At 51.0% G+C, this 20,843-nt stretch carries 17 protein-coding genes; 9 read left to right on the top strand and 8 right to left on the bottom strand.

Annotation, left to right across the window (positions count from 1 at the left end):
* Positions 1-65: 65 nt before the first annotated feature.
* The 8 genes from VNQ80_RS06435 to VNQ80_RS06400 form a co-directional block, all read right to left on the bottom strand.
* A complete protein-coding gene (locus VNQ80_RS06435) occupies positions 66-1,367 on the bottom strand; it encodes a hypothetical protein (protein WP_325636640.1) in 1,302 nt (433 codons plus the stop codon).
* A 62-nt stretch (positions 1,368-1,429) separates the two neighbouring features.
* A complete protein-coding gene (locus tag VNQ80_RS06430) occupies positions 1,430-3,094 on the bottom strand; it encodes a RagB/SusD family nutrient uptake outer membrane protein (RefSeq protein ID WP_325636639.1) in 1,665 nt (554 codons plus the stop codon).
* A gap of 128 nt (positions 3,095-3,222) precedes the next feature.
* Complete coding sequence (locus VNQ80_RS06425; RefSeq protein ID WP_325636638.1) at positions 3,223-6,459, bottom strand: TonB-dependent receptor; 3,237 nt, start codon at positions 6,457-6,459, stop codon at positions 3,223-3,225.
* 276 nt (positions 6,460-6,735) lie between these two features.
* Positions 6,736-7,932, bottom strand: a complete 1,197-nt coding sequence (locus VNQ80_RS06420) for a FecR family protein (RefSeq protein ID WP_325636637.1) — start codon at positions 7,930-7,932, stop codon at positions 6,736-6,738.
* A 125-nt stretch (positions 7,933-8,057) separates the two neighbouring features.
* Positions 8,058-8,648 (bottom strand): RNA polymerase sigma-70 factor, encoded by a 591-nt coding sequence (locus tag VNQ80_RS06415; RefSeq protein ID WP_325636636.1) that lies wholly within the window; start codon positions 8,646-8,648, stop codon positions 8,058-8,060.
* 132 nt (positions 8,649-8,780) lie between these two features.
* Positions 8,781-10,082, bottom strand: a complete 1,302-nt coding sequence (locus tag VNQ80_RS06410) for a phenylacetate--CoA ligase family protein (protein ID WP_325636635.1) — start codon at positions 10,080-10,082, stop codon at positions 8,781-8,783.
* Entirely contained in the window at positions 10,079-11,743 is a 1,665-nt protein-coding gene (locus VNQ80_RS06405; RefSeq protein ID WP_325636634.1) for a C45 family peptidase, read from the bottom strand. The genes VNQ80_RS06410 and VNQ80_RS06405 overlap by 4 nt, the downstream gene beginning before the upstream one ends.
* Before the next feature lie 108 nt (positions 11,744-11,851).
* Complete coding sequence (locus VNQ80_RS06400) at positions 11,852-13,075, bottom strand: NAD(P)/FAD-dependent oxidoreductase (RefSeq protein WP_325636633.1); 1,224 nt, start codon at positions 13,073-13,075, stop codon at positions 11,852-11,854.
* 104 nt (positions 13,076-13,179) lie between these two features.
* Between VNQ80_RS06400 and VNQ80_RS06395 the strand changes: the two genes are divergently transcribed.
* From VNQ80_RS06395 to VNQ80_RS06355, 9 genes are all read left to right on the top strand, one after another.
* Positions 13,180-14,703 (top strand): aromatic amino acid ammonia-lyase, encoded by a 1,524-nt coding sequence (locus VNQ80_RS06395; protein WP_325636632.1) that lies wholly within the window; start codon positions 13,180-13,182, stop codon positions 14,701-14,703.
* Positions 14,703-15,443 (top strand): 3-oxoacyl-ACP reductase FabG, encoded by a 741-nt coding sequence (gene fabG / locus VNQ80_RS06390; RefSeq protein WP_325636631.1) that lies wholly within the window; start codon positions 14,703-14,705, stop codon positions 15,441-15,443. Before VNQ80_RS06395 ends, fabG begins: the two co-directional genes overlap by 1 nt.
* The gene (locus tag VNQ80_RS06385) at positions 15,443-16,660 is read left to right on the top strand and encodes a beta-ketoacyl-[acyl-carrier-protein] synthase family protein (RefSeq protein ID WP_325636630.1); all 1,218 of its coding nucleotides are present in this window, start codon (positions 15,443-15,445) and stop codon (positions 16,658-16,660) included. The genes fabG and VNQ80_RS06385 overlap by 1 nt, the downstream gene beginning before the upstream one ends.
* Before the next feature lie 13 nt (positions 16,661-16,673).
* Positions 16,674-16,925 (top strand): phosphopantetheine-binding protein, encoded by a 252-nt coding sequence (locus tag VNQ80_RS06380; protein ID WP_325636629.1) that lies wholly within the window; start codon positions 16,674-16,676, stop codon positions 16,923-16,925.
* A 9-nt stretch (positions 16,926-16,934) separates the two neighbouring features.
* Positions 16,935-17,801: a hypothetical protein gene (locus tag VNQ80_RS06375; protein WP_325636628.1), complete on the top strand. Its 867-nt coding sequence runs from the start codon at positions 16,935-16,937 to the stop codon at positions 17,799-17,801.
* Positions 17,802-17,870: 69 nt separating this feature from the next.
* Complete coding sequence (locus VNQ80_RS06370; RefSeq protein WP_325636627.1) at positions 17,871-18,803, top strand: hypothetical protein; 933 nt, start codon at positions 17,871-17,873, stop codon at positions 18,801-18,803.
* Positions 18,803-19,939: a beta-ketoacyl-ACP synthase III gene (locus VNQ80_RS06365; RefSeq protein WP_325636626.1), complete on the top strand. Its 1,137-nt coding sequence runs from the start codon at positions 18,803-18,805 to the stop codon at positions 19,937-19,939. Before VNQ80_RS06370 ends, VNQ80_RS06365 begins: the two co-directional genes overlap by 1 nt.
* A 4-nt stretch (positions 19,940-19,943) precedes the next feature.
* Positions 19,944-20,381, top strand: a complete 438-nt coding sequence (locus VNQ80_RS06360) for a 3-hydroxyacyl-ACP dehydratase (protein WP_325636625.1) — start codon at positions 19,944-19,946, stop codon at positions 20,379-20,381.
* Positions 20,382-20,385: 4 nt separating this feature from the next.
* Entirely contained in the window at positions 20,386-20,838 is a 453-nt protein-coding gene (locus VNQ80_RS06355) for a hypothetical protein (protein ID WP_325636624.1), read from the top strand.
* The last annotated feature ends 5 nt before the right edge of the window (positions 20,839-20,843 follow it).

Raw genomic sequence — 20,843 nt, 5'->3', positions numbered from 1 at the left:
ACCAACATTAAAAAAGCCTCCCTGCTACGCAGCTGCATAGCGGGGAGGCTTTTCGTTACGTCAGATTAGAACGGCTTGAAGCCGAAAAGCCGGCCCTCTCCGGGCATAAAGGTAAGCGTCACCTTCCCTTCATTGATGGTAATCGGATTTTCGGATCCGGTAGTTTTTGAAACCTCATCCATGTCGGTAATCCAACCTGCGATGTTAAACGTTAGTTCCTTAGCCTCGGTAAGCGACTTATTTACAATCATTGCGTAATTCCTGCCACCTTCCGGCCAGTTTTTCAGCTGTGCAATAAGCAAATCCTCATTCGGGTTATCCGGTTGTACAAAATACTCGGCGGGCAGGCTCTCCACACCGGAGGGTACCCCCTCGCCTGTATGGTAAACTATTTGTGATTGCATAACGAACAGCTTGCTGCCAAGCGCCTTCATCTCGCCATTGAGGGTCTTAAATGGTACATACAGATCTGTCTTATTCCCATCCCGATCAATAATAGCCTCTGTAAAGGTCTCGTTCACCGTGTTATCCGGCGTACAATAGGTAAACCATACCGGATACTTAATGCCGTATGCCAACATGGAATATACATTATACCGCAGTTCATGCTCATTGGGCCGCCGGTATGCACCTTCCACGCCCAGCGATTGCAGATAAGCCGATGTGCGGATATCGCCATTCTCAAGCGCCACAGACCGCAACCTATCCAGTTCATGGTAATAAACAGGGTTGAACGTGCCATCTGCCATGAATGGGTATACATCAAGCGACAGGAATTTCATCCGGGCTGCCCCCCCTACACGGTTGATCCAGCCTTGCATGTAATCATTTTTGTAATCGATCCCCTCGGTAAAGTGGGTCGCGAAACTCGGAAAAAGATTCACGTGCGGAATATGATCCGCGTCTAATTCGTAAATCTTATTATAAATCGCTGCCGCCCAATCCAGTTCGGCGGGAGACGGCTCATCTTTGATGTAGTACCCGCCCAGTCCGGCATGCGAGCGGTATGCATTCACCATGTCGGCAAGCTCCGCATCAGAACCGTAAGCCCGCGCGTCAAAAATAATGGAACGCATCCCCCTATCGCGGCTTTTATCGAGAATGGTCATATTCTGTGCTTCAGTATACGTAATGACATACTGCAACATGTCCACATGTGCATCGGCTAGCATATCAAACTGCGCATCGGTTACCTGCTCCCACGTAGGCGGCCAGTATACGCCGATAACGAGGTTATCCAATTCGCCCGGAGGCTCGGGTTCCGGCGCCTCGATCAGGATTGGCGTATCTTCCGGGATTTCTATGGTCCCATCCACACACGCCCCAAAAGACAATAAACTAAAGGCTATTAGACTAATAATTTTCATTTTTGTACAGTTAATTGGTTCATTAATACCTGCTGATAAATAAAGTACCCGACCTTCGTTGATTATTGATAGTCCGGATTTTGTCCCAGTTTCTTGTGTTTATTGCGTTCGGACTGGGGGATGGGAAACAAGTCAAATTCAGGCCGGTACACCCGTTCTTCCAAGTCGTTATTCCAGTGCTTGCGCGGTGTCACCGAACCATCAATGATTATGCCGCGGGCTTTGGTCATCACCTCCCCGCCGATACGCCACCGACGGATATCCCAGAAACGGATTCCTTCAAATGCAAATTCTACCCGACGTTCATTGCGGATGCGGCTCCTCATGTCTTCCTTGTCCATGCCTGCCGGTAGGGCCGGCATCCCCACGCGGGTCCGCACCTCATTCACCGCGGCATATACCCGGTCATCCGGAGCATCAAGATACTCATTCATCGCCTCTGCGAAGTACAAAAGGGTTTCTTCATAGCGCATAAAAATCCAGAAGTGGTCGCCTACGATGTTATTGGGTGTTATGCTCCCGTTCTCATCAAGCATCTTGCGCAGATAGTATCCAGTCTGCGTACGCCGCTCGCCACCCCAGCGCTGTACGTCATTGCCCCCCGGGGCACCGAGGTATGTGTATACCGTGTTGCCTTTAAAGGTACTGCCGTCATAAATAATGGAGTGATAAAACCGTGGATCGCGCCCCACGTATGGACTGTTCACGGCATCATAAGCCGGATCTTCATCGATGGGTAGGCCTGTTGCCTGCATCTCATAAGCGTCAACCAGGTTTTGCAGCGGTTGCACGCGGGCCTGCCCGCCCAAACTCGGCAACAGGTTAAAATGCACCCAGTCGGTCTGGTTGATATTGGACTGAAAAATCAGGTTCTTCGCCACCCGTTTGTGCGAAAGCGCCGCATAATCATCGTCCACTTCGTAGTGGTTGAGGTCCATCACGGCCTTGGCCGCATTGGCGGCTGCCAGCCAGCGGTCTTTATCCTGCTGCGGATTATGCAACAAGCTTGCGCCGAAAATATGGGCCCTTGCCTTCAGCATGAGGGCTGCCCCCTTTGTGGCACGGCCCAAGTCGATGGCAGCATGTTCCAACGGCAGCAGTGCTGCCGCTGCATCGCAGTCTGCTGCGATGAAAGCAACCGTCGCCTCGGCACTGCTGCGCTCGAGGTCCAACTCGTCAGATACATTCAATACGCGGTCTACCAACGGGATGCCACCGTATCGTTTGAATAGCTCCATGTAATAAAAAGCACGGAGAAAATGGACTTCGCCAATCATCCGGCTTTTACCCACTGTCTGCACATTGTTCTGAGGCACCAACAGTTCTATTTTTTCCAGGAACAGGTTGGCGGCACGTATCGAGGCGTAAAGGTCGAGCCAGCGATCCAGTGGGTTGTGGTTGGCGTTGATGGTGCCTTGGGTAAACTCGTGCGGCCCATTGGGGTACTGCACAGAGCAAAGTGCTTCATCGCTCGCCGCAGCATACGAAAAGGTCTTGTTGGAGCCTTCGGCGGCAGGCCACCATTCCGAGCGGGTATGGACACGGCCGTATAATCCGGCAACATATTTCTCCGTTTCATTGTATCTTCCGAAGACCTGGTTTTCGGAAAGACCGCCAACGGGATCACGATCTAAGTATTCATCAATTTTGCTGCATGCAGAAAACAGTAAAATATAGATGGCGCATGGTATTCCGATGCGGATAGCTGACAATAATTTCTTCTTCATTCGAATAAATTGTTTATTGACATTTTGTTTGTTTTTCAGCGACATCAATGAGATCGCTGCGCTAAGTTTTTAAATGGCGCATTCACGGGATGAGGGTGGACTATCATGGGTTCCATCATTCGTATGGATTAAAAGCTCACGGAAATACCAAAATTAAACACCCTGGTAGGCGGGTACACTGCACCATAGCCACTGTAATTTTCAGGGTCGAATAAACGTGCGCTACTCCACGTAAATAGATTAACGGCATTCGAGTATACACGGATTGACGAAAGACCAAGTTGACGCGTTACCAGCCCCTCCCTGAAGGTGTATCCCAACTCCACATTCTTGAGACGGAGATAACTCGTGTTATCCACGAAAAACGACGATGTCCGGAAGTTGTTCGCGCTGGCGCCGTAGTGCAGCGCAGGGTAAGTGGCAGTAGCTGCCGTCTCGGGGGTCCACCGGCCGCGATGCAGATCGGCCACCTTGCCTCCTTGGAAAAATTCCCATATAGCAGGGCCTTCCACGTGGCGGGACGAATTGGCAGACCCTTGGAATAGCACGCTGAAGTCCACATTCCGCCAACCAAGCCCACCGGCGATGCCATAGAATATCTCAGGTGTGTTGCTGGTACCGATAGCGCCCTCATCGTTGTGGTCAATGAGTCCATCCTTATTCAAGTCGGCGTATTTGATGTCGCCGGGTATCACATTTCCAAACTGCGTGGGGCCCTGGTCGATCTCTTCCTGGCTTTGGAAAAAGCCGATAGCGGTAAGGCCATACAGTTGGCCGATTGTCCTGCCCGTCATACGTTGCCAGGGATATGCCACATCAGCTTCATCCATAAATAGCACCTGATTGCGGGCAAAGGAGAAATTGGAATTGACGAAGTAGTTGATTGCACCAAACCGCTTACGGTGGTTGAGCTCGATTTCAAACCCTTTGTTTTCAACCTTGCCCCAGTTTACGGTAGGCAGCTGGCCGGCAGATGCGCCGATGATACCAGGCACCGTATTGCGGCTGATGAGGATATCCCTGCGGTTTTCATAGAATACATCGGCTTTCAGCCCAATCAAATCGTTCCACAGACCCAATTCTACGCCGATATTGGTTTTTTCGGCGATTTCCCACCTTACATCCGGATTAGCCATGGCCCCTTCCGAAGTGCCGCCGATTGCATTGGAGAGGGTCTCGCCAAATACATAGCCGGCCGATGCGCCGTACTCTGAAACAAAGGGCCACCTGCGGCCTGCCAATTGGTCATTCCCCACCAGGCCGTATGACGCCCTTAATTTCAGGAAATTGACAGTAGGTGAGTTTTTCAGGAACTCTTCTTCAGAAAGCACGTATCCCACCGAAAATGCCGGAAAAAATCCGTAGCGATTGTGCTTGGCGAAATTGTCGGTGCCGTTATAAGCTCCATTGATTTCGGCCAGGTAGCGGTTTTTATAGTTATACACCAACCGGCCCACAAGCCCCTGCAACACGTAAGGCACCTGATTACCCAGCACGCGGTGGGTACGATTGGCCAGCAGGAGCCCGGTCACATCGTGACCGCCGAATGCCCGGTTGTAGTTTAAAGAGAGGTCCATCCATACATCGCGGTTCTGCGTATAGGACGAGCTGGGTGCCTGGAGCGGTAGTTCATCATTGAAAAACGTATAACTGCTCGCATCCTCAAAATACCCGCTGTTATATTTGGCCTGCAAGGTGCGCGCCCAGCGGGTAAGGCTGTTGCGGAAATATCCGTCAAAAGAATAGTTCCCTTTAACGGAAAGCCCCGGCGTGATAACGTCCAATTTCCTTTCGGCACTCAGCATCCCCGACAGCGACGAGTTGAACGATTGTGAGTAGCCGCTTTCATTGAGTAGCCAGAACGGATTCTGTACATCGTTGCCTTTGCTATAATAGCCGTTCGGCCATTTGATTGGCCCATAGTTTGGCGGCACCTGTATCAGCGTCCAGAAGATATCGGCATCTGTATAATTGGGATTACGCTTATCTTCGATGGCGCCATATAGGCTAAGGCCTACCGTAAAATTGTCATCGAAGTTGATATCGACGTTCGACCGGAAGTTGTACCTTTTGAAGTTGGCGTTGGGATCATAAACATCGTTTTTCTCGGCGCGGTATACACCCCCTTGGTCCAGGTAACCCACATTTACAAAATAACGGGCTATTTCACCACCGCCACTGATATTAAAGTTTGCACGGTGCTGTAAGCCCGGCTTCATGATCGATTCCATCCAGTCTACATCCGGATAAATCAGCGGCCTATCGCCCAACCGGTAATGTTCAAGAGCTGCGTCATCGTACAATGGCGTACCCGTTGGATTGTCATTCAGATAGGCCTCATTGGCCAGTTGTGCAAACTCATAAGAATTTAAAAACTCGGGGACCTGTACCGGGTTCTGCAGTGCACTTTCCATTGAAAAATTGATCCTGGGTTTTCCAATCGCCCCCCGCTTGGTGGTAACGATGATAACGCCGTTTGCACCTTTTACCCCGTACAGCGCGGTTGCAGAGGCATCTTTCAGGATGGTCACACTTTCGATCTCATTGACGTCGAGTAAGCTGATGGCACTATAATCTTTTTGTACCCCGTCAATCGTTACGAGTGGGGATACACTGTTCAGGGAGGCACGGCCCCTGATGAAAAGTTGAGAAGCATCGTTCCCCGGTTCGCCACTCCGTTGAAGGGAGATAAGCCCCGGCAAGCGACCGGCAAGCGCGTTGGTGATGTTTGCGGTGGGGCTTTGCTTGAGTTCCTTGGTGGTTATGGAAGCCGTAGACCCGGTTTGGGCAATCCGCCGCTGGGTTTGGCCGAAACCGAGAATGACCACCTCGTCCAGCCGCTGCTCTGCCGCCGGTTGTAACCGTACCTGCAACGGGCGGCTGTACGATACGCTTATCGCCTTGCTAGCATAGCCTAAATAGGTAAACAGCAGCGTATCGCCCTGGACCGCTGAAACACGGAAATTGCCCTCCGCACCGGTGGCAACGGCCTTGTTGGTTGCCTTTACGAGCACCGTTACCCCTTCCAGCGGAAAGCCGGAGAGGCTGTCCGTTACCGTTCCGCTGATTGAATCCCGCTGCGCTGCAGACGAAGGTTTTTCCTTAATCACAATCGTTTTGTCACGGATGGTGAAACTCAATGGCTGATCCGAAAAGAGTGCCCGTAGCACATCATCGATTGAGCCATTCGCAACGTTGATGCTAACCGGCCTGGAATTTTTGATGATGCTTTTATTATACCAGAAAATATAATCGCTTTGGGTACGTATTTGTTCCAACGCGGCCTCAAGGGGTTCACCAGTAAGCTTTAAATTAAACTGCTGGCCATAGGTTTTTGCAGTGAGCTGGGCGCCCCCCAAAACCATTAGTAAAAAAACAATCTTAAGTCGCATAAGAAGTTTCGTTGATTTTCTGCGCCGCCGGGCACCGACCGGACAGGGTGCTGTTTTACACAGCCAACCAGCCAATCTTGTAAAAAATTGCATATTATTGTAAAATAATTGGTTGAATAATCAAGTTTATCTACGCGGATAGACAGATTTCCAATTCGCCGGTAGTGAGGTCGAATGCGCTACCGGTTTTTTCTATCCATTTTTGTCGGATGTAATTCGTCAGGTCATAATCCTCCTTATTTTTATTCATTAATTAGGTGTATCATTTGGTTGCGGTGAAAGCAGAATCAGCCGTTTTTGGTCGCCCACCTGCTCCAACCGATATCGGATACCACTGTCTTTCAGTATGTTCAGCAGGGTCACCAGCGAAGAACTGCGGGATATTCCACCTACGTACTGTTCATCGGTGGGGTTATACGTATAATGGATTTCTACGTCATACCATCGCGACACCTGCCGCATAATGTCGTCGATAGTCGCATCCTTAAATAACAGTTGGCCGTGTATCCAACCCAACGCTGTCTTTAAGTCGGCATCTCCAACTACCATCTCGCTTCCCCCTTTATTCACCCGTACGTGCTGGCCAGGGTGTAATGTTTCAGTTTTTGAATTCCCTTCCGTAGATATCTTGATGGCACCCTCCACCAATGTTGCCTGCATATAGGGTTCTTCGCTGTAATTTGACACGTTAAAGCTGGTACCCACCACCTCAATAACCTGTTGTCCCGTTTTTACCAAAAAGGGTCTTTCCCGGTCTGTCGATACGTCAAAGTATGCTTCACCGCTCAGCTCCACGGTGCGATTCGTATTGCCGAATCGGCTGGGGTATTTGAGGGAACTGGCCGCATTCAATCTTACCACCGTTCCATCCGAAAGCGTTACCGAATATTGCCCGCCGCGTGGCGTACGCAATGAAAGGTTTCCGCTGTAATGCGATTTTGGAGTTGAATCTGCAGTTGCCCGAATATCACCGACTACGTTGCTCCCGTCCAGATAAGTGACCGCTTCTCCGGTTACAATGCCCTCCTTCTCGCCATTCAGCTCCCATACTTGCCCATCGTCAAACATAAGCTGCGCCCTGTTTTGACCCGGATGCACATCAGTAAGTGTAACGAGCTGAACAGTGGTGGGAATCTGCTTGATGGAATAGAAATATAGCGCTGTGCCCAGCAACAATATAATTGAGGCCGCTGCTACCCATCTCTTTATGGCAGGTTTGAATGATTTTATCTCAGCCCGGCCTCCACCCATGTACCGCATCAGTTGGTTTAACAGCCGCTGTTTGATCACATTTTCCGAATCATAACCCGCCGGCAGTTCGGCCTCCCCATCATCATGGCTTTGGTACCATTGGTTCAATACAGATTTCTCCTCGCTGGTGAGGACACCCCGTTCCCATTTATTGGCCAACTCCCTGATATATTCCCTGGTGGGTTTCTTGTCCATATTGGTTGTGCTATACTTATATAGTTACCAAAAACGGCAACCAACCTTAGTCGCTAATGGAAAATATTTTATTTATACGGCAAATCGCTGTTTATCAACAGGTAAAAATAAGTATCAGCGATTGGTTAAAGCAAGAAGACGATGAGAAACAGGGGAAACTGTCTTCGCAGTATACCCCGTAAGTCCTTCTTTGCCTTGGTGAGGTGGGCTTGCACGGTTTTTTCTGAGATATCCAATTTCGTTGCTATCTCTTGGTAGGTTAGTCCTTTTTCTGCGCTCATCCGATAAACGAGTTTACATTTTTCGGGCAGCTGTTCCACGGCATTCTCAATCGCTGCAAGCAGTTCTTTTTCAAGGATATGATCATCGGCCGACATGGTGCTGGGTACGAGTGGGTTTTCATCGAAATCATCCAGCGGTGCAGTAGCGACCCGACGGTGCTCATTGGCCAGCTCCCTGAGTGCGCGGTATTTTATGGCTACTGCCAGATAGGTACCGAGGCTGTGCGAGAGTACCAGATTGTCTCGACGATTCCATAGCGAGGTAAACACATCAAGTACGCACTCTTCGGCAGATTCAGCTATTTTCACCCGGTTGAGCGCCACCACAAACAATTTTTTCCAATACCGCTCAAACAGTTCGCCCATAGCCGTCTCATCGTCCTGCTTTAGCCGCTCAATCAACGAGGTATCCGACATGTTAGCGTAATCTTTCATCTTGGGCGACGGCCTATCGAATATCAAAATTTAAATTTACTTTTCCTATCCCACTCCGCAGCGTATTGAGCTAAGTTACGAACATTAACTGAATTCTATCATGTGAGCAGGCTGCTTATAAAGATTGGTCGCTCAACGTGGCCTGCGGTGATCGAACAGGGTAATGCTTTTTCGTGAGTTTTCCGGGAACTTGCTGCGGTTTATTTCTTCGATGGGTGCAAAAGTAATGTTGGGGCTTACCCGCAGTTTTGCACGGAACCGGTCCTTGATTTTCAACAGCAGCTCATCAGATGCCGTGCCGGTGCCAACTTTTACCGTAATTTCGTCTTCACCGAATTCATCGGAAGCGATTTCAATCACATAATTCACGATTTCTTCGATGTCGTTCAGCAAATCGAACAACGCGGGTGGATATAATGTGGTTCCTTTGTATTTAACCATCTGGTTTTTACGGCCTATGACAGGGCCAAGCCGCATGGTGGTACGCCCACAAGCACAGGGAGCAAAATGGGGTTGCACGATGTCGCCGGTTTTGAAACGGAGCAAAGGCATGCCCTCTACCCCCAATGTGGTCACCACCAATTCACCCGGCTCACCTTCAGCCACCGGCTGGCCTTCTTCATCCACAAACTCGGTAATGATGAGCTCCGGGTGGTGGTGTCCGCCTACTCCATGGGCACACTCCGTGAAGGCTGTGGCCATCTCGGTAGAGGCATAGGTAGAAAAAAGCTGGATATCCCATTTACTGCTGATGCGGCTGGCTAGTGCGTTGAGCGAAAAATCCGGGTTTCGGATGGGCTCGCCAATACAGAGCACCTTTTTTACGCTACTTTGCCGATAGTCGATGCCGTTGGCTTCGGCAAATTCGACCATTTTGAGCAAAAACGACGGCACGCACACCAAGGCATCGGGCTGTATGCGCTCAACAGTGCCCCATTGCAGCTCCGGCACGCCCGACCCGACCCGCACCACGCCGATACCGGCCCTGCGGGCACCCAAGAAATAGGCTAACCCAGCCATAAAACGGCGGTCGAGGGTGGTCGTGAGCTGCACAGCCTGCCCGGCAGCCATTTCCATGCACTGGTAAGACAACGATTCGTTGTATGCGAGTCGATCGAGGTCCTTGTCTGTAAGTGCCAACAGCACAGGGTCGCCCGATGTGCCCGACGTGGTGACGTAATCGGCGGTCTGTGCGGTAGGTACACAACGGAACGCCATGTTTTCCTGTTGAAGCTGTTCTTTCGTTGTGAACGGTAAGTGGGCCAGGCTTTCCAACGTGCGTACCGCTTGTATATCGATGCCATGCGCTTGGAATACTTGTTGGTAATAGGCGGAATGGTTTTGGAGATACCTCAAAAGCTGGTATAATTTTTCGGCCTGAAACTGGTTGATGGCTTCGCGGGACGCTTGTTCTATCGGAGGAATTGCATTCATTTTCGCTCAATCATTCGTTTACATTTCATAATCCGTTTCTGTATCAACACACTATCCAGCTTGGTCGTCACTTCTTTGCCGGTAGCCAACCGGTAGTGGTGTAGGGCGTCGGCGTATCGGCGCTCTCCCCGATAATATTCGCCGATTAGAAAATTAGCTTTCCAAAACGCCGGATTGAGCTGTTGCAGGTCACGTAGCTCCGCGTCCGATACCGTGGTGCCCGCTTCGATGGCGGCTTCCAAGTTACGCATCCGTACGCGGAATTTTTCATAATTCACAAAATCAGCCGACCGGGCAAACGGGTCGGCAGGGATCGTTAATGAATCGACAGCCAACATCGCATTGGCATCCAGCGCGGCCAATCGCTCGAATACGTCATCCAGATCGTAAGCTACAAACGCTCCCAACTGGTAGGGTGCCGCAGCCACCCACATGCGCCGGTCCTCGGGCTGGAAGATAACGGCATGATGCGCAAGCAACTGATTAATTGCTTTTTCATTACCGTACCCCAAATTGGTATCATCGATCCCTTCCATGTTGCGCAGCATGGCGGCGGCGGCAGTCGGCGTCAGCTTAGCGGTGGATGCAATCAATTCGCTCATCCGGTCAAAGCGATATTTCGAATGACTTTCATCAAGCTGCCGCAGGTTGCGCTTGTCCGAACGGTAGGGCTCGCTCTGGAAATGGTTGGCACATATCAATACATTGGTGGCATTGGGCACCTCATAAATGCCCATCTTGTGGGGCGACACTTCAATAAGTATGGCTTTGCCATCGGCAGCGCTTCCTACCATGATGGATTCAGACACGAAAACTTCCCGCTGGCGGGCGATGTAGATGGCTTCGTCAATCGTACTGGCATGCTGTAGGATTTCGCGCGTAAGCAGTGAAACAGGCATTTTGGCAGTATAAGGGATAGCCGATTTACCCGCGTTGATGGTGACGGTGAGCCCTTTTTCGTTCATACCGGATACAGCACCCACCATGCCCGCCCAGGTCACCATGGCGTGCTTGTATCCCCGGTCGGGCTTGATGAAGGCGATTACTTTTTCTTCCGAAAAAGCATCGCCGGCATAAAAATCGAAGTTGCGACCAATCAGCAATTTCCCGTCGGCCGTGTGGTTGCCCCACGCGGCAAACGACGTGCATCCCACCAGGGCCAGGTCCTGCAGCGCATGGCCGATGTCATGTGCGGCATGGAAGTATAGCAGCCGTGGGTAAGGCGGTGCGATGAAATTAAACGTGTCCGAGGCGGAGCGCGACAATCCGTAAATCTCAGCCAGGTAAGCCGGAGGGATGTGGTTCGGAAGCCGTCGGGCAAAATGCTTGAGGAAGCCCCGTAGCAGCCATTGGTGCAACCGCGCCGGCACCAGCTTCTGCACCTGTGCAACAAAAGCAGCTTCTTGCCGTCTGAGCAGCTCTTCGGTAAGCACGCCACTTGCCAGCCCACGCTCCAACGGATCGCCTGCCACGTAAAGTTCCCATATGCCGTGACTATTTTTTCGGAGAAGGCCGTTCGGCAAGGCATAGCTGTCTGGCGAAACTTCTACCCGGTCGCCGACATGGTTATTGTAGTTGGCGATTGGTGGAGCGTGCCGGATGCCTGCACAGGACGTACTACATAGCGCCAGATAGCATATCAAACGTAGACTTCTTCTCATGTGAACTTGTGAGCGAGTGGGTACGCGAACTCGTGAATCGTTGAACTGGTGAATCGCTCGTTCACAAGCCAACAACCGGACAAGCCCACGTACTCACCAGTTCGCCAATTAAGGCAATAAATGCGTCACGGCCCGTACTGCGCGGTCATGCTTCGTGACGAACGGATTATCCTTATCCCATACATACCCCGCCAATACAGAACACACCTTACGGCGCACTTCTTCGTTGACTTCTTTGTGGAAAAAGAACTTCTGCAGATCGCCCGAGTACCAATCGCGTATGTACGAACGGAATACACTTACTCCCCAGAGCATGTGCTCCTCGTACTCCTGCTGCCAGTCTACTACGTGGCCCTGCAGTTGCCGGATGGCCAGCTTAGCGGCCTTCGACCCCGACTCCGTAGCGAAACACACTCCGGACGAAAAGACCGGGTCCAGAAATTCGGCGCTGTTGCCGGTAATGGCAAAACCATCGCCGTATAGTTTCTTCGATGCTTTGGTATAAGCAACGATTTGCTTGGGCTCGAAAAGGAAATCGATGCCTTCAAACCGCCGCCTGTAATAGTCGGACTGGTTGATAATGTGCCTGAACGTTTCTGTGGGATTCGCCTGCTGGATAGCCTCCAAATGCTCTTTCGGACAAACCAAGCCCAGCGACGACTGTCCATTTGAAAAAGGGATGACCCAAAACCATACTTTTTGCTCCAGCACATCGAAGGTGATCAACGTGCCCTCCTCGCCCGAGGGGCGCCGGGCATCCTCTACGTGCACAAACGTGGCCGCCATGGGCGGGAACTTAGACGGTTCGTCCAGATCTAGCAAGCGCGGCAGCACGCGGCCGTAGCCACTGCAATCGATCAGGAACCGTGCATGGATTTCGCGCTGCCCGCCGTTTTCGTCGCGCACCGCCGTTACCGAGTCGGTACCGTGGAAAACCACATTTTCGACCGTGGTCCCGAAAGCGATATCCACTCCCCTTTCCAGCAGCACGTCGGTGAGGGTTTTATCAAACTCCGCCCGCGGAAGCTGCCAGGTCCAATCCCATCCGGCTGAAAATTTCTGGCTGAAATCGAACCAGCACACCTCGTCGCCCCGCAGGAAGCGGGCGCCGTATTTGCGCTCAAACCCCTTGGCTTCTACCGCTTCTACAAACCCGGCTTCGTCAAAGTGGTCCATGCATCGGGGGATTAAGCTCTCGCCGATGACAAACCGGGGGAAGTGCTCCCGCTCGATGACCTTTATTTTGACTCCCTGCTTGTGTAATATAGATGCAGCTACGGCACCCGATGGCCCTGCTCCGATCACTAAGACATCAACGTGTTCTGAAATCATATTAATAAAATGGTGTATGGACCGCCCAAACTTAGACAAACTTGCATATAAAAGCAAGTTTATCTAAGTTTGCAACCGCTTTAATAGTATGCACTTCCGACTAAATGATAGAACTAACGAACCCGATTGCGTTGGCCGATTTTTACGCGGTACTTTTTGATGATGAGAAAATCAAACTATCCGGCAGCACATCGGACAAAATAAACCAAAGCCACAACTTCCTGCGCGATTTTGCCAAAGATAAAATCATTTATGGGGTAAATACCGGATTCGGGCCGATGGCCCAATATCGCATTGCAGAAGCCGACCAAATACAGTTGCAATACAACCTGATACGGAGCCACGCCGCGGGTATGGGCGACGTCATGCCCCCCTGCTATGCCAAATCCATTTTGTTGGCCCGGTTGCATACCCTTTCATTGGGTTTCTCGGGTGTACATCCCAGCGTAGTGGAGCTGATGAAAGAAATGCTGAACCGGGATATCCTGCCGGTAATCTTCCAGCACGGTGGTGTGGGAGCCAGTGGCGATCTGGTGCAACTGGCGCATTTGGCATTGAATATGATCGGCGAGGGCAACGTCATTTATCGGGGTACACAGGTGCCAGCTAGCCAGGCATTTGCCAACGAGCGTTTACAGCCCATGCAGGTACGTATCCGGGAAGGCCTCGCTCTCCTCAACGGCACCTCCGCAATGACGGGTATCGGTATTGTGAATGTAATTTACGGTAAGCGGCTGCTGGACTGGTCGATCGCGTGCTCCGCGCTAATGAATGAGCTGGTGAGTGCTTACGATGACCACCTCTCCGAAATCCTCAACGCAGCGAAACGGCACGATGGCCAACGCCAAGTAGCTGCGCGCATGCGTGAGATCATTGCCGACAGTAAGCTCATCAGAAAACGCCCCGAACACCTGTACGACCGCAAAGTTGAAGAAACGATATTCAAGGATAAACTTCAGGAGTACTACTCCATCCGCTGCGTGCCACAGATTCTGGGCCCCATTTGGGACGCCATACAGCACAGCACCATCACACTGATTGAAGAGGTTAACTCCGCCAATGACAACCCCATCATCGATGTGGCATCGGCTAGCGTGTATCACGGCGGCAATTTCCATGGCGATTATATCGCTTTTGAGATGGACACACTCCGGATTGCCATCGCGAAACTGACCATGCTGATGGAACGGCAGCTCAACTACCTGCTCAATTCATCACTGAATGGTATATTGCCTTCATTTGTAAACCTCGGCAAACTGGGGCTCAATTTCGGCATGCAGGGTGCACAGTTCACGGCAACATCAACAACGGCCGAAAACCAGACGCTGGCCGCGCCCATCTATACACACAGCATCCCCAATAATAAAGACAACCAGGATATCGTAAGCATGGGTGCGAATGCTGCATGGCTCACGAAGCGCGTCATCGACAACGCCTATGAAGTGCTTGCCATCCAGTTGCTCACGCTGGTACAGGCGGTAGAGTCGCTCGGTTGCGAGGAGCGCCTTTCGTCAAAAAGTAAACATATTTATACGGACATCCGCTCAATTGTCCCTATCTTTAAAGAAGATATGGTACTCTCGCCCTATCTTACGGCGATAAGAGACCATGTAAAAGCAAACGATTGATGGAAGGTAAGCGATATGCATTGGTGACCGGCGGGTCGCGTGGCATTGGCAGGGCGATATGCATCGCGCTGGCCCGGGAGTTGGGTTATGCGGTCATCATCAACTACCAATCGAACACCGAAGCGGCAGCGGAAACCTGCAACCTGATTGCCGAAAACGGAGGCGAAGCCGAGCTGCTGCAGTTTGATGTGGGCAACCGCACTGAAACCCATGAGCAACTGGCCAAATGGAAAGCGCAACACCCGGGTGACCGGATTGAAGTGATTGTGAACAACGCGGGAATCACGCGCGACGGGCTATTCATGTGGATGGAAAGCGACGATTGGGATTCCGTACTCCAAACGAGCCTGAACGGTTTTTACAACGTAACCAAACCGCTCTTGGAAGATCTGTTAAGGCAACGGTACGGACGCATTATCAACGTGGCTTCCGTGTCCGGCGTAAAAGGCACTCCGGGGCAAACCAACTACTCCGCAGCGAAAGCCGGGCTCGTCGGCGCTACCAAAGCGCTGGCGCAGGAAGTGGCCAAGCGCAAGGTGACCGTAAATGTAGTGGCACCGGGCTTCATCGAGACCGACATGACCAGCGCCCTAAATACTGACGAATTGAAAAAATTGATCCCGCTGAACCGCTTCGGAAAAGCGGAAGAGGTTGCCGAGTTGGTGTGTTTCCTGGCCTCGCGAAAAGCATCGTATATTACCGGAGAGGTAATCAATATTAATGGAGGGATTTATTCGTAATGGAACGTCGGGTAGTCATCACCGGAATGGGTATTTACTCTTCCTTGGGGAAGAACCTGAAGGAAGTGCAGGATTCCCTATACCATGGCCGCTCGGGCATTGTCTTCTCGCAAGACCGTAAAGACTTCGGCTACCGGTCGGCATTGATGGGTGCGGTAGAGCGTCCGGACCTCACTAAAGCTTTGTCGCGCAGACAACGTATCAGCATGGGTGAAGAAAGCGAGTATGCCTATGTAGCCACGCAGGAAGCACTGCGTAACGCGCGAATAAGCGATGACTTCTTCGATGCGCGAGTGGTGGGGCTGGTGTATGGCAATGACAGCGTGTCGCAAGCCGTGATGGAATCCATCGATATTGTCCGCCAAAAAAAAGACACTACGCTGGTCGGGTCGGGGGCTATCTTCAAATCGATGAACTCGTCGGTAACGATGAACTTATCGACCATCTTCCGCATCCGCGGCATCAACATGACCATCAGCGCAGCCTGTGCCAGCGGATCGCATGCCATTGGCCTAGCCTACCTGTTCATCAAACAGGGTTTGCAGGACTGCGTAATTTGCGGCGGTGCCCAGGAAACCAACAAGTACGCCATGGCAAGCTTCGATGGCTTGGGTGTCTTCTCCGACCGTGAAGAAGAGCCTACCAAAGCGTCGCGACCATTTGACAAAGACCGTAATGGCCTGGTACCGGGAGGGGGAGCGGCTACCATTATATTGGAAGACTACGAAACGGCCGTCAAGCGTGGAGCACCCATCCTGGCCGAAGTGTTGAGCTACGGTTTCTCCTCCAACGGTGACCACATTTCCACGCCCAATGTAGCCGGGCCGATCGAGGCCATGGAAATGGCACTGCGACATGCGGGCTTATCGCCCGCCGACATCGAGTACATCAATGCCCACGCCACCTCCACCCCCATGGGCGACGCCAATGAAGCCCGTGCCCTGACGCAGCTGTTCGGCTCGGGCCCGATGGTGAGCTCCACGAAGTCAATGACGGGCCATGAATGTTGGATGGCAGGCACCAGTGAGGTCGTTTATTCACTCCTCATGGCACAAAACGGATTCATCGCCCCCAACATCAACCTGGAAGAAGTGGACGAAACAGCAAAGGGCCTGAGTTTGGCAAAAAATACCATAAACCAAAATTTTAATGTATTTTTGTCGAATTCTTTTGGATTCGGCGGAACGAACTCCGCATTAATTGTAAAAAAACTGTAATAGGACAGCATCCATGAGCAGGGAAGAGATTATTGATATTACTAATCGATTTTTGATCGAGGAGTTCGAGGTAGCGTCCGACGTCATCCAGCCCGAGGCGGATTTGAAGGAATCATTGGATCTAGACAGTTTGGACTATGTGGACCTGGTTGTCCTCATCGAGTCCAATTTCGGCATCAAACTGGAAAGCAAAGATTTTACCGACGTCATCACATTCGATAACCTGTACGACTTAATTGGCAGCAAGATTCATGCGATTGCCTAATCACATCCAATGGCTGAATGGGAAGGAAAATCGAGGGGTACCGTTTCTGGATACAAAATATTTATTTTCCTGATTAAACATGCGGGGATACCCGTAGCCTATTTCCTACTGATTTTCGTTTCGCTGTATTACGTTATTAGCTCTCCGCACCAAACGGCAGCCATATATCGGTATTTCCGTCACCACCGGAAACAGGTTTTTTTTAGCAGCGCCCTGAACACCTATCGGAATTATTTCGTTTTCGGGCAAACCATCATCGATAAAATCGCCATCACGGCCGGCCTAGAGCATAAATATACATATGAATTCGACGGTATCGAACATATCCGTCAATTGGCCAAAGACAACAGTGCGGGCATCCTCATCAGTGCCCACGTTGGCAATTTTGAAGTATCCCAGTATTTCATGGGCGAATTTGACAAACAGATCCACCTGGTGACCACCGACGAAGAGCAGCGGGCCATCAAAACGTACCTCGCCAACATCATGGCCAAGCCCAAAACCGGATTCATCGTTGTTAACGATGACCTGTCTCACGTTTTTGAAATTAACCGGGTTATCGACGAGAAAGGGATGATCTGTTTCACGGGCGACCGTTTCGTGGAGGGGAGTAAGACGATGACAGCCAATTTCCTGGGAAAAGAAGCCCATTTCCCGGCGGGGCCGTTTCTCATCAGCTCCCGGTTGAGCACGCCGGTACTTTTCGTTTATGTGATGCGCGAACGCCGTAGGCATTACCATTTGTATGCGCGAACCGCTATATTTACCCACCGCGATGCACGGTCATTGCTTCAAGCGTATGTGCAGAGTATAGAGCATATATTAACGAAATATCCGTTGCAGTGGTTTAATTATTACGATTTTTGGAAAGCGTGAGGTTGATGTACCGATGTGTTGATTTGAGGATATGCCGATTTGATAATGGGGTAACCCGATTTTAAACTTATGAAACGCGTTTTAGTTGTTTATTATACCCAAACAGGTCAACAGCGGGAAATTCTGGACCGGTTGCTTTCGCCTCTCCACGACGATCCGGAGGTGGAACTAACGTTCCATCGGATAACCCCTGTTTCCGACTATCCCTTTCCCTGGGATGGGTACACCTTCTTCGACGCATTCCCCGAATCATTCTTGCAGCTCCCCTGCGAGTTGGAACCCGTAGATGACCACATCCTCGAACAGGATTACGACCTCATCATCCTGGGTTACCAGGTGTGGTACCTTTCACCTTCCATCCCCATCAACTCGTTTCTGAAAACCGAAGCTGCCCATAAACTGCTGCGGGGCAAACCGGTGATTACCGTGATCAACTGCCGCAACATGTGGGTGATGGCGCAGGAGAAAGTAAAGCGGCTATTGCACGATATCGGGGCAAACCATGTGGGTAACATCGCACGGGTAGACCGCCACCTCAACCACGTGAGTGTCATTACCATTGTACACTGGATGATGACCGGACGGAAAGATGCCTACCTGGGGCTTTTCCCCAAACCGGGCGTTTCCGACAAAGATATTGCGGAATCGGATAAATTCGGGGCGTCGATATTGACACACCTCAAGCATGGTGACTACAGTACCCTGCAGGCCGAACTGCTTAAACAGGAGGCCGTGATGATCAGACCGGCACTCGTTTTCACCGATAAGCGGGCGAATACGCTATTTGCCAAGTGGGCCAAGCTTATCCGCAGCAAGGGGTTACCGGGAGCAGGCGCACGCAAACCATGGCTCAAAGCATTCAACTATTACCTGCTTTTTGCCATTTGGGTGCTTGCACCGATTGTCGGTTTATTATTTTTAATACTACATTTGCCGTTCCTTTCTTTCATTAGGAAAGAAACGAGGTACTATAAGTCTGTTCATTTTAAAATACCCCGGTAATGCCGACCGTATATATCAATGCGATTGCTACATTTCTACCCAATGCCCCTGTTTCTAACGAACGGATGGAGACGGTATTGGGTGTTATCAACGGTGCTCCTTCCCGGGCCCGCGCCATCGTATTGCGCAACAACCGGATTACCTCGCGGTATTATGCCATTGGAGACGACGGGCAACCGACACACACCAATGCGGAACTCACCATCGAAGCGATAAACCGGTTGATGGAACGGTCGGAAGTAGCCAAGTCTGCCATCGATGTATTATCGTGCGGTACGTCTACCCCCGACCAGTTGCTGCCTTCGCACGCCAGCATGGTACACGGCCTATGGAAAAACAAGCCGATGGAACTTAACTCCGCATCGGGGATCTGCACCTCCGGCATGAACGCACTCAAGTACGCCTACATGACCATCGCCACGGGCGGAGCATCGCGCGCAGTGTGTACCGGATCTGAGCGGGTGTCATCCTGGCTCCGGGCCGACAAGTTCAACAACGAATCCGAGCGGCTTGCCGCACTTGAACAAAATCCCATCATTGCATTTGAAAAAGACTTTCTCCGGTGGATGCTATCGGACGGCGCGGCAGCGATGCTGCTTAGCGACCAACCAAACGACCACCGGACATCGCTTGCCATCCGTTGGGTAGATGGCATTTCCTATGCTCACGAATTGGAGCCTTGCATGTATGCCGGAGCCATCAAGGCAAACGGGAAACTGCTCCCCTGGAGCGATGCATCTCCCGAAGCTTGGTTGGAGCAATCGATGTTTGCCATTAAACAGGATATTAAGCTATTGGAGTCATATGTCATTCCCAAAGGGGTACAGAGCATCCAGGAAGTGCTGCGCAAACACCGGCTAGCCGCGGGCGATATTGACCATTTCCTCCCCCACATTTCGTCTTATTTCTTCAAAGATCGGCTCGTTGAGGCTTTTTCCCAAGCAGGCATAGCCATCCCTGAAGAAAGGTGGTTCATTAACCTCCATAAGATCGGCAACGTGGGGTCGGCATCCAGCTATATCCAATTGGAGGAACTTTTTAATACAAAAACACTCAAAAAGGGCGAGAAAATACTGTTATCGGTACCCGAAAGCGGAAGATTTTCTTATGTTTACGCGTTGTTGGAAGTAACCTAATGTTATGGCTCTCGTTTCATCGCAAGAAAAGATATGCAAATTAATTCCGCAGCAGCCACCTTTCGTATTGGTGGATGAGCTGATTGAATACACCCCCAACCGCATCGTCTCTTCCTTCAACATTCCACAAGAACACGTATTGGTAGACAGCAATGGGGCGCTTACCGAAGCGGGTGTTATTGAACATTTCGCCCAAACCATTGCCTTGCATCAGGGGTACGACTATTTCACGCGCAACCTATCGCCACCAGTCGGATATATCGGCTCCATCAAGAATTTCGAAATCCACTTATTACCCCATGCCGGCCAAAAATTATCCACTACCGTCCATATCTTGCAGCACTTATTTGGCGTAACAGCTGTACGGGGCGAAGTAAGATGCGAGAACCGCCTGATCGCCACAGGCGAAATGCGTACCGTCATAGCCAAGGAAGTTGAGTAACGCCATGACTTTCCCTGCCATCGAAGAACTCATCCCCCACCGGCCCCCAATGGTTTTGGTAGACCGTGTGGTTAGGGTAGATGACCTGGAAACGGAAACGGCATTCACCGTAACGAGTAACTGCTTTTTTGTAGCAAACGGCGTGCTCTCGGAGATGGGGATGCTTGAAAACCTCGCCCAGACCAGTTTCATCTTCCTCAATTATTTTTTCATCAAGCCCGATGAGGTGCTTTGGGATAAAAAAAAGGATAATCTTGGCGTAATCAGCACCATCCTCGATCTCAACGTATCAACGCTCCCCTGCGTTGGGCAGGAATTGCATACCCACACGCAAACCGAGCTTGTTTTTACCTCGGATTTTTTGAAAATTTGCAATATCCAGGGAACGATTGCTGTGGAGGGCGAGATTGCCATGCGAGCAACGATGAAAATGCTGCTGCAGACCAAGGATGAGTGAGCGAC

Origin of the sequence: Parapedobacter sp., from assembly GCF_035556095.1 — a bacterium.
In the GTDB taxonomy this organism is placed as follows: domain Bacteria; phylum Bacteroidota; class Bacteroidia; order Sphingobacteriales; family Sphingobacteriaceae; genus Parapedobacter.
This window is presented reverse-complemented; position numbering and strand designations above follow the sequence as displayed.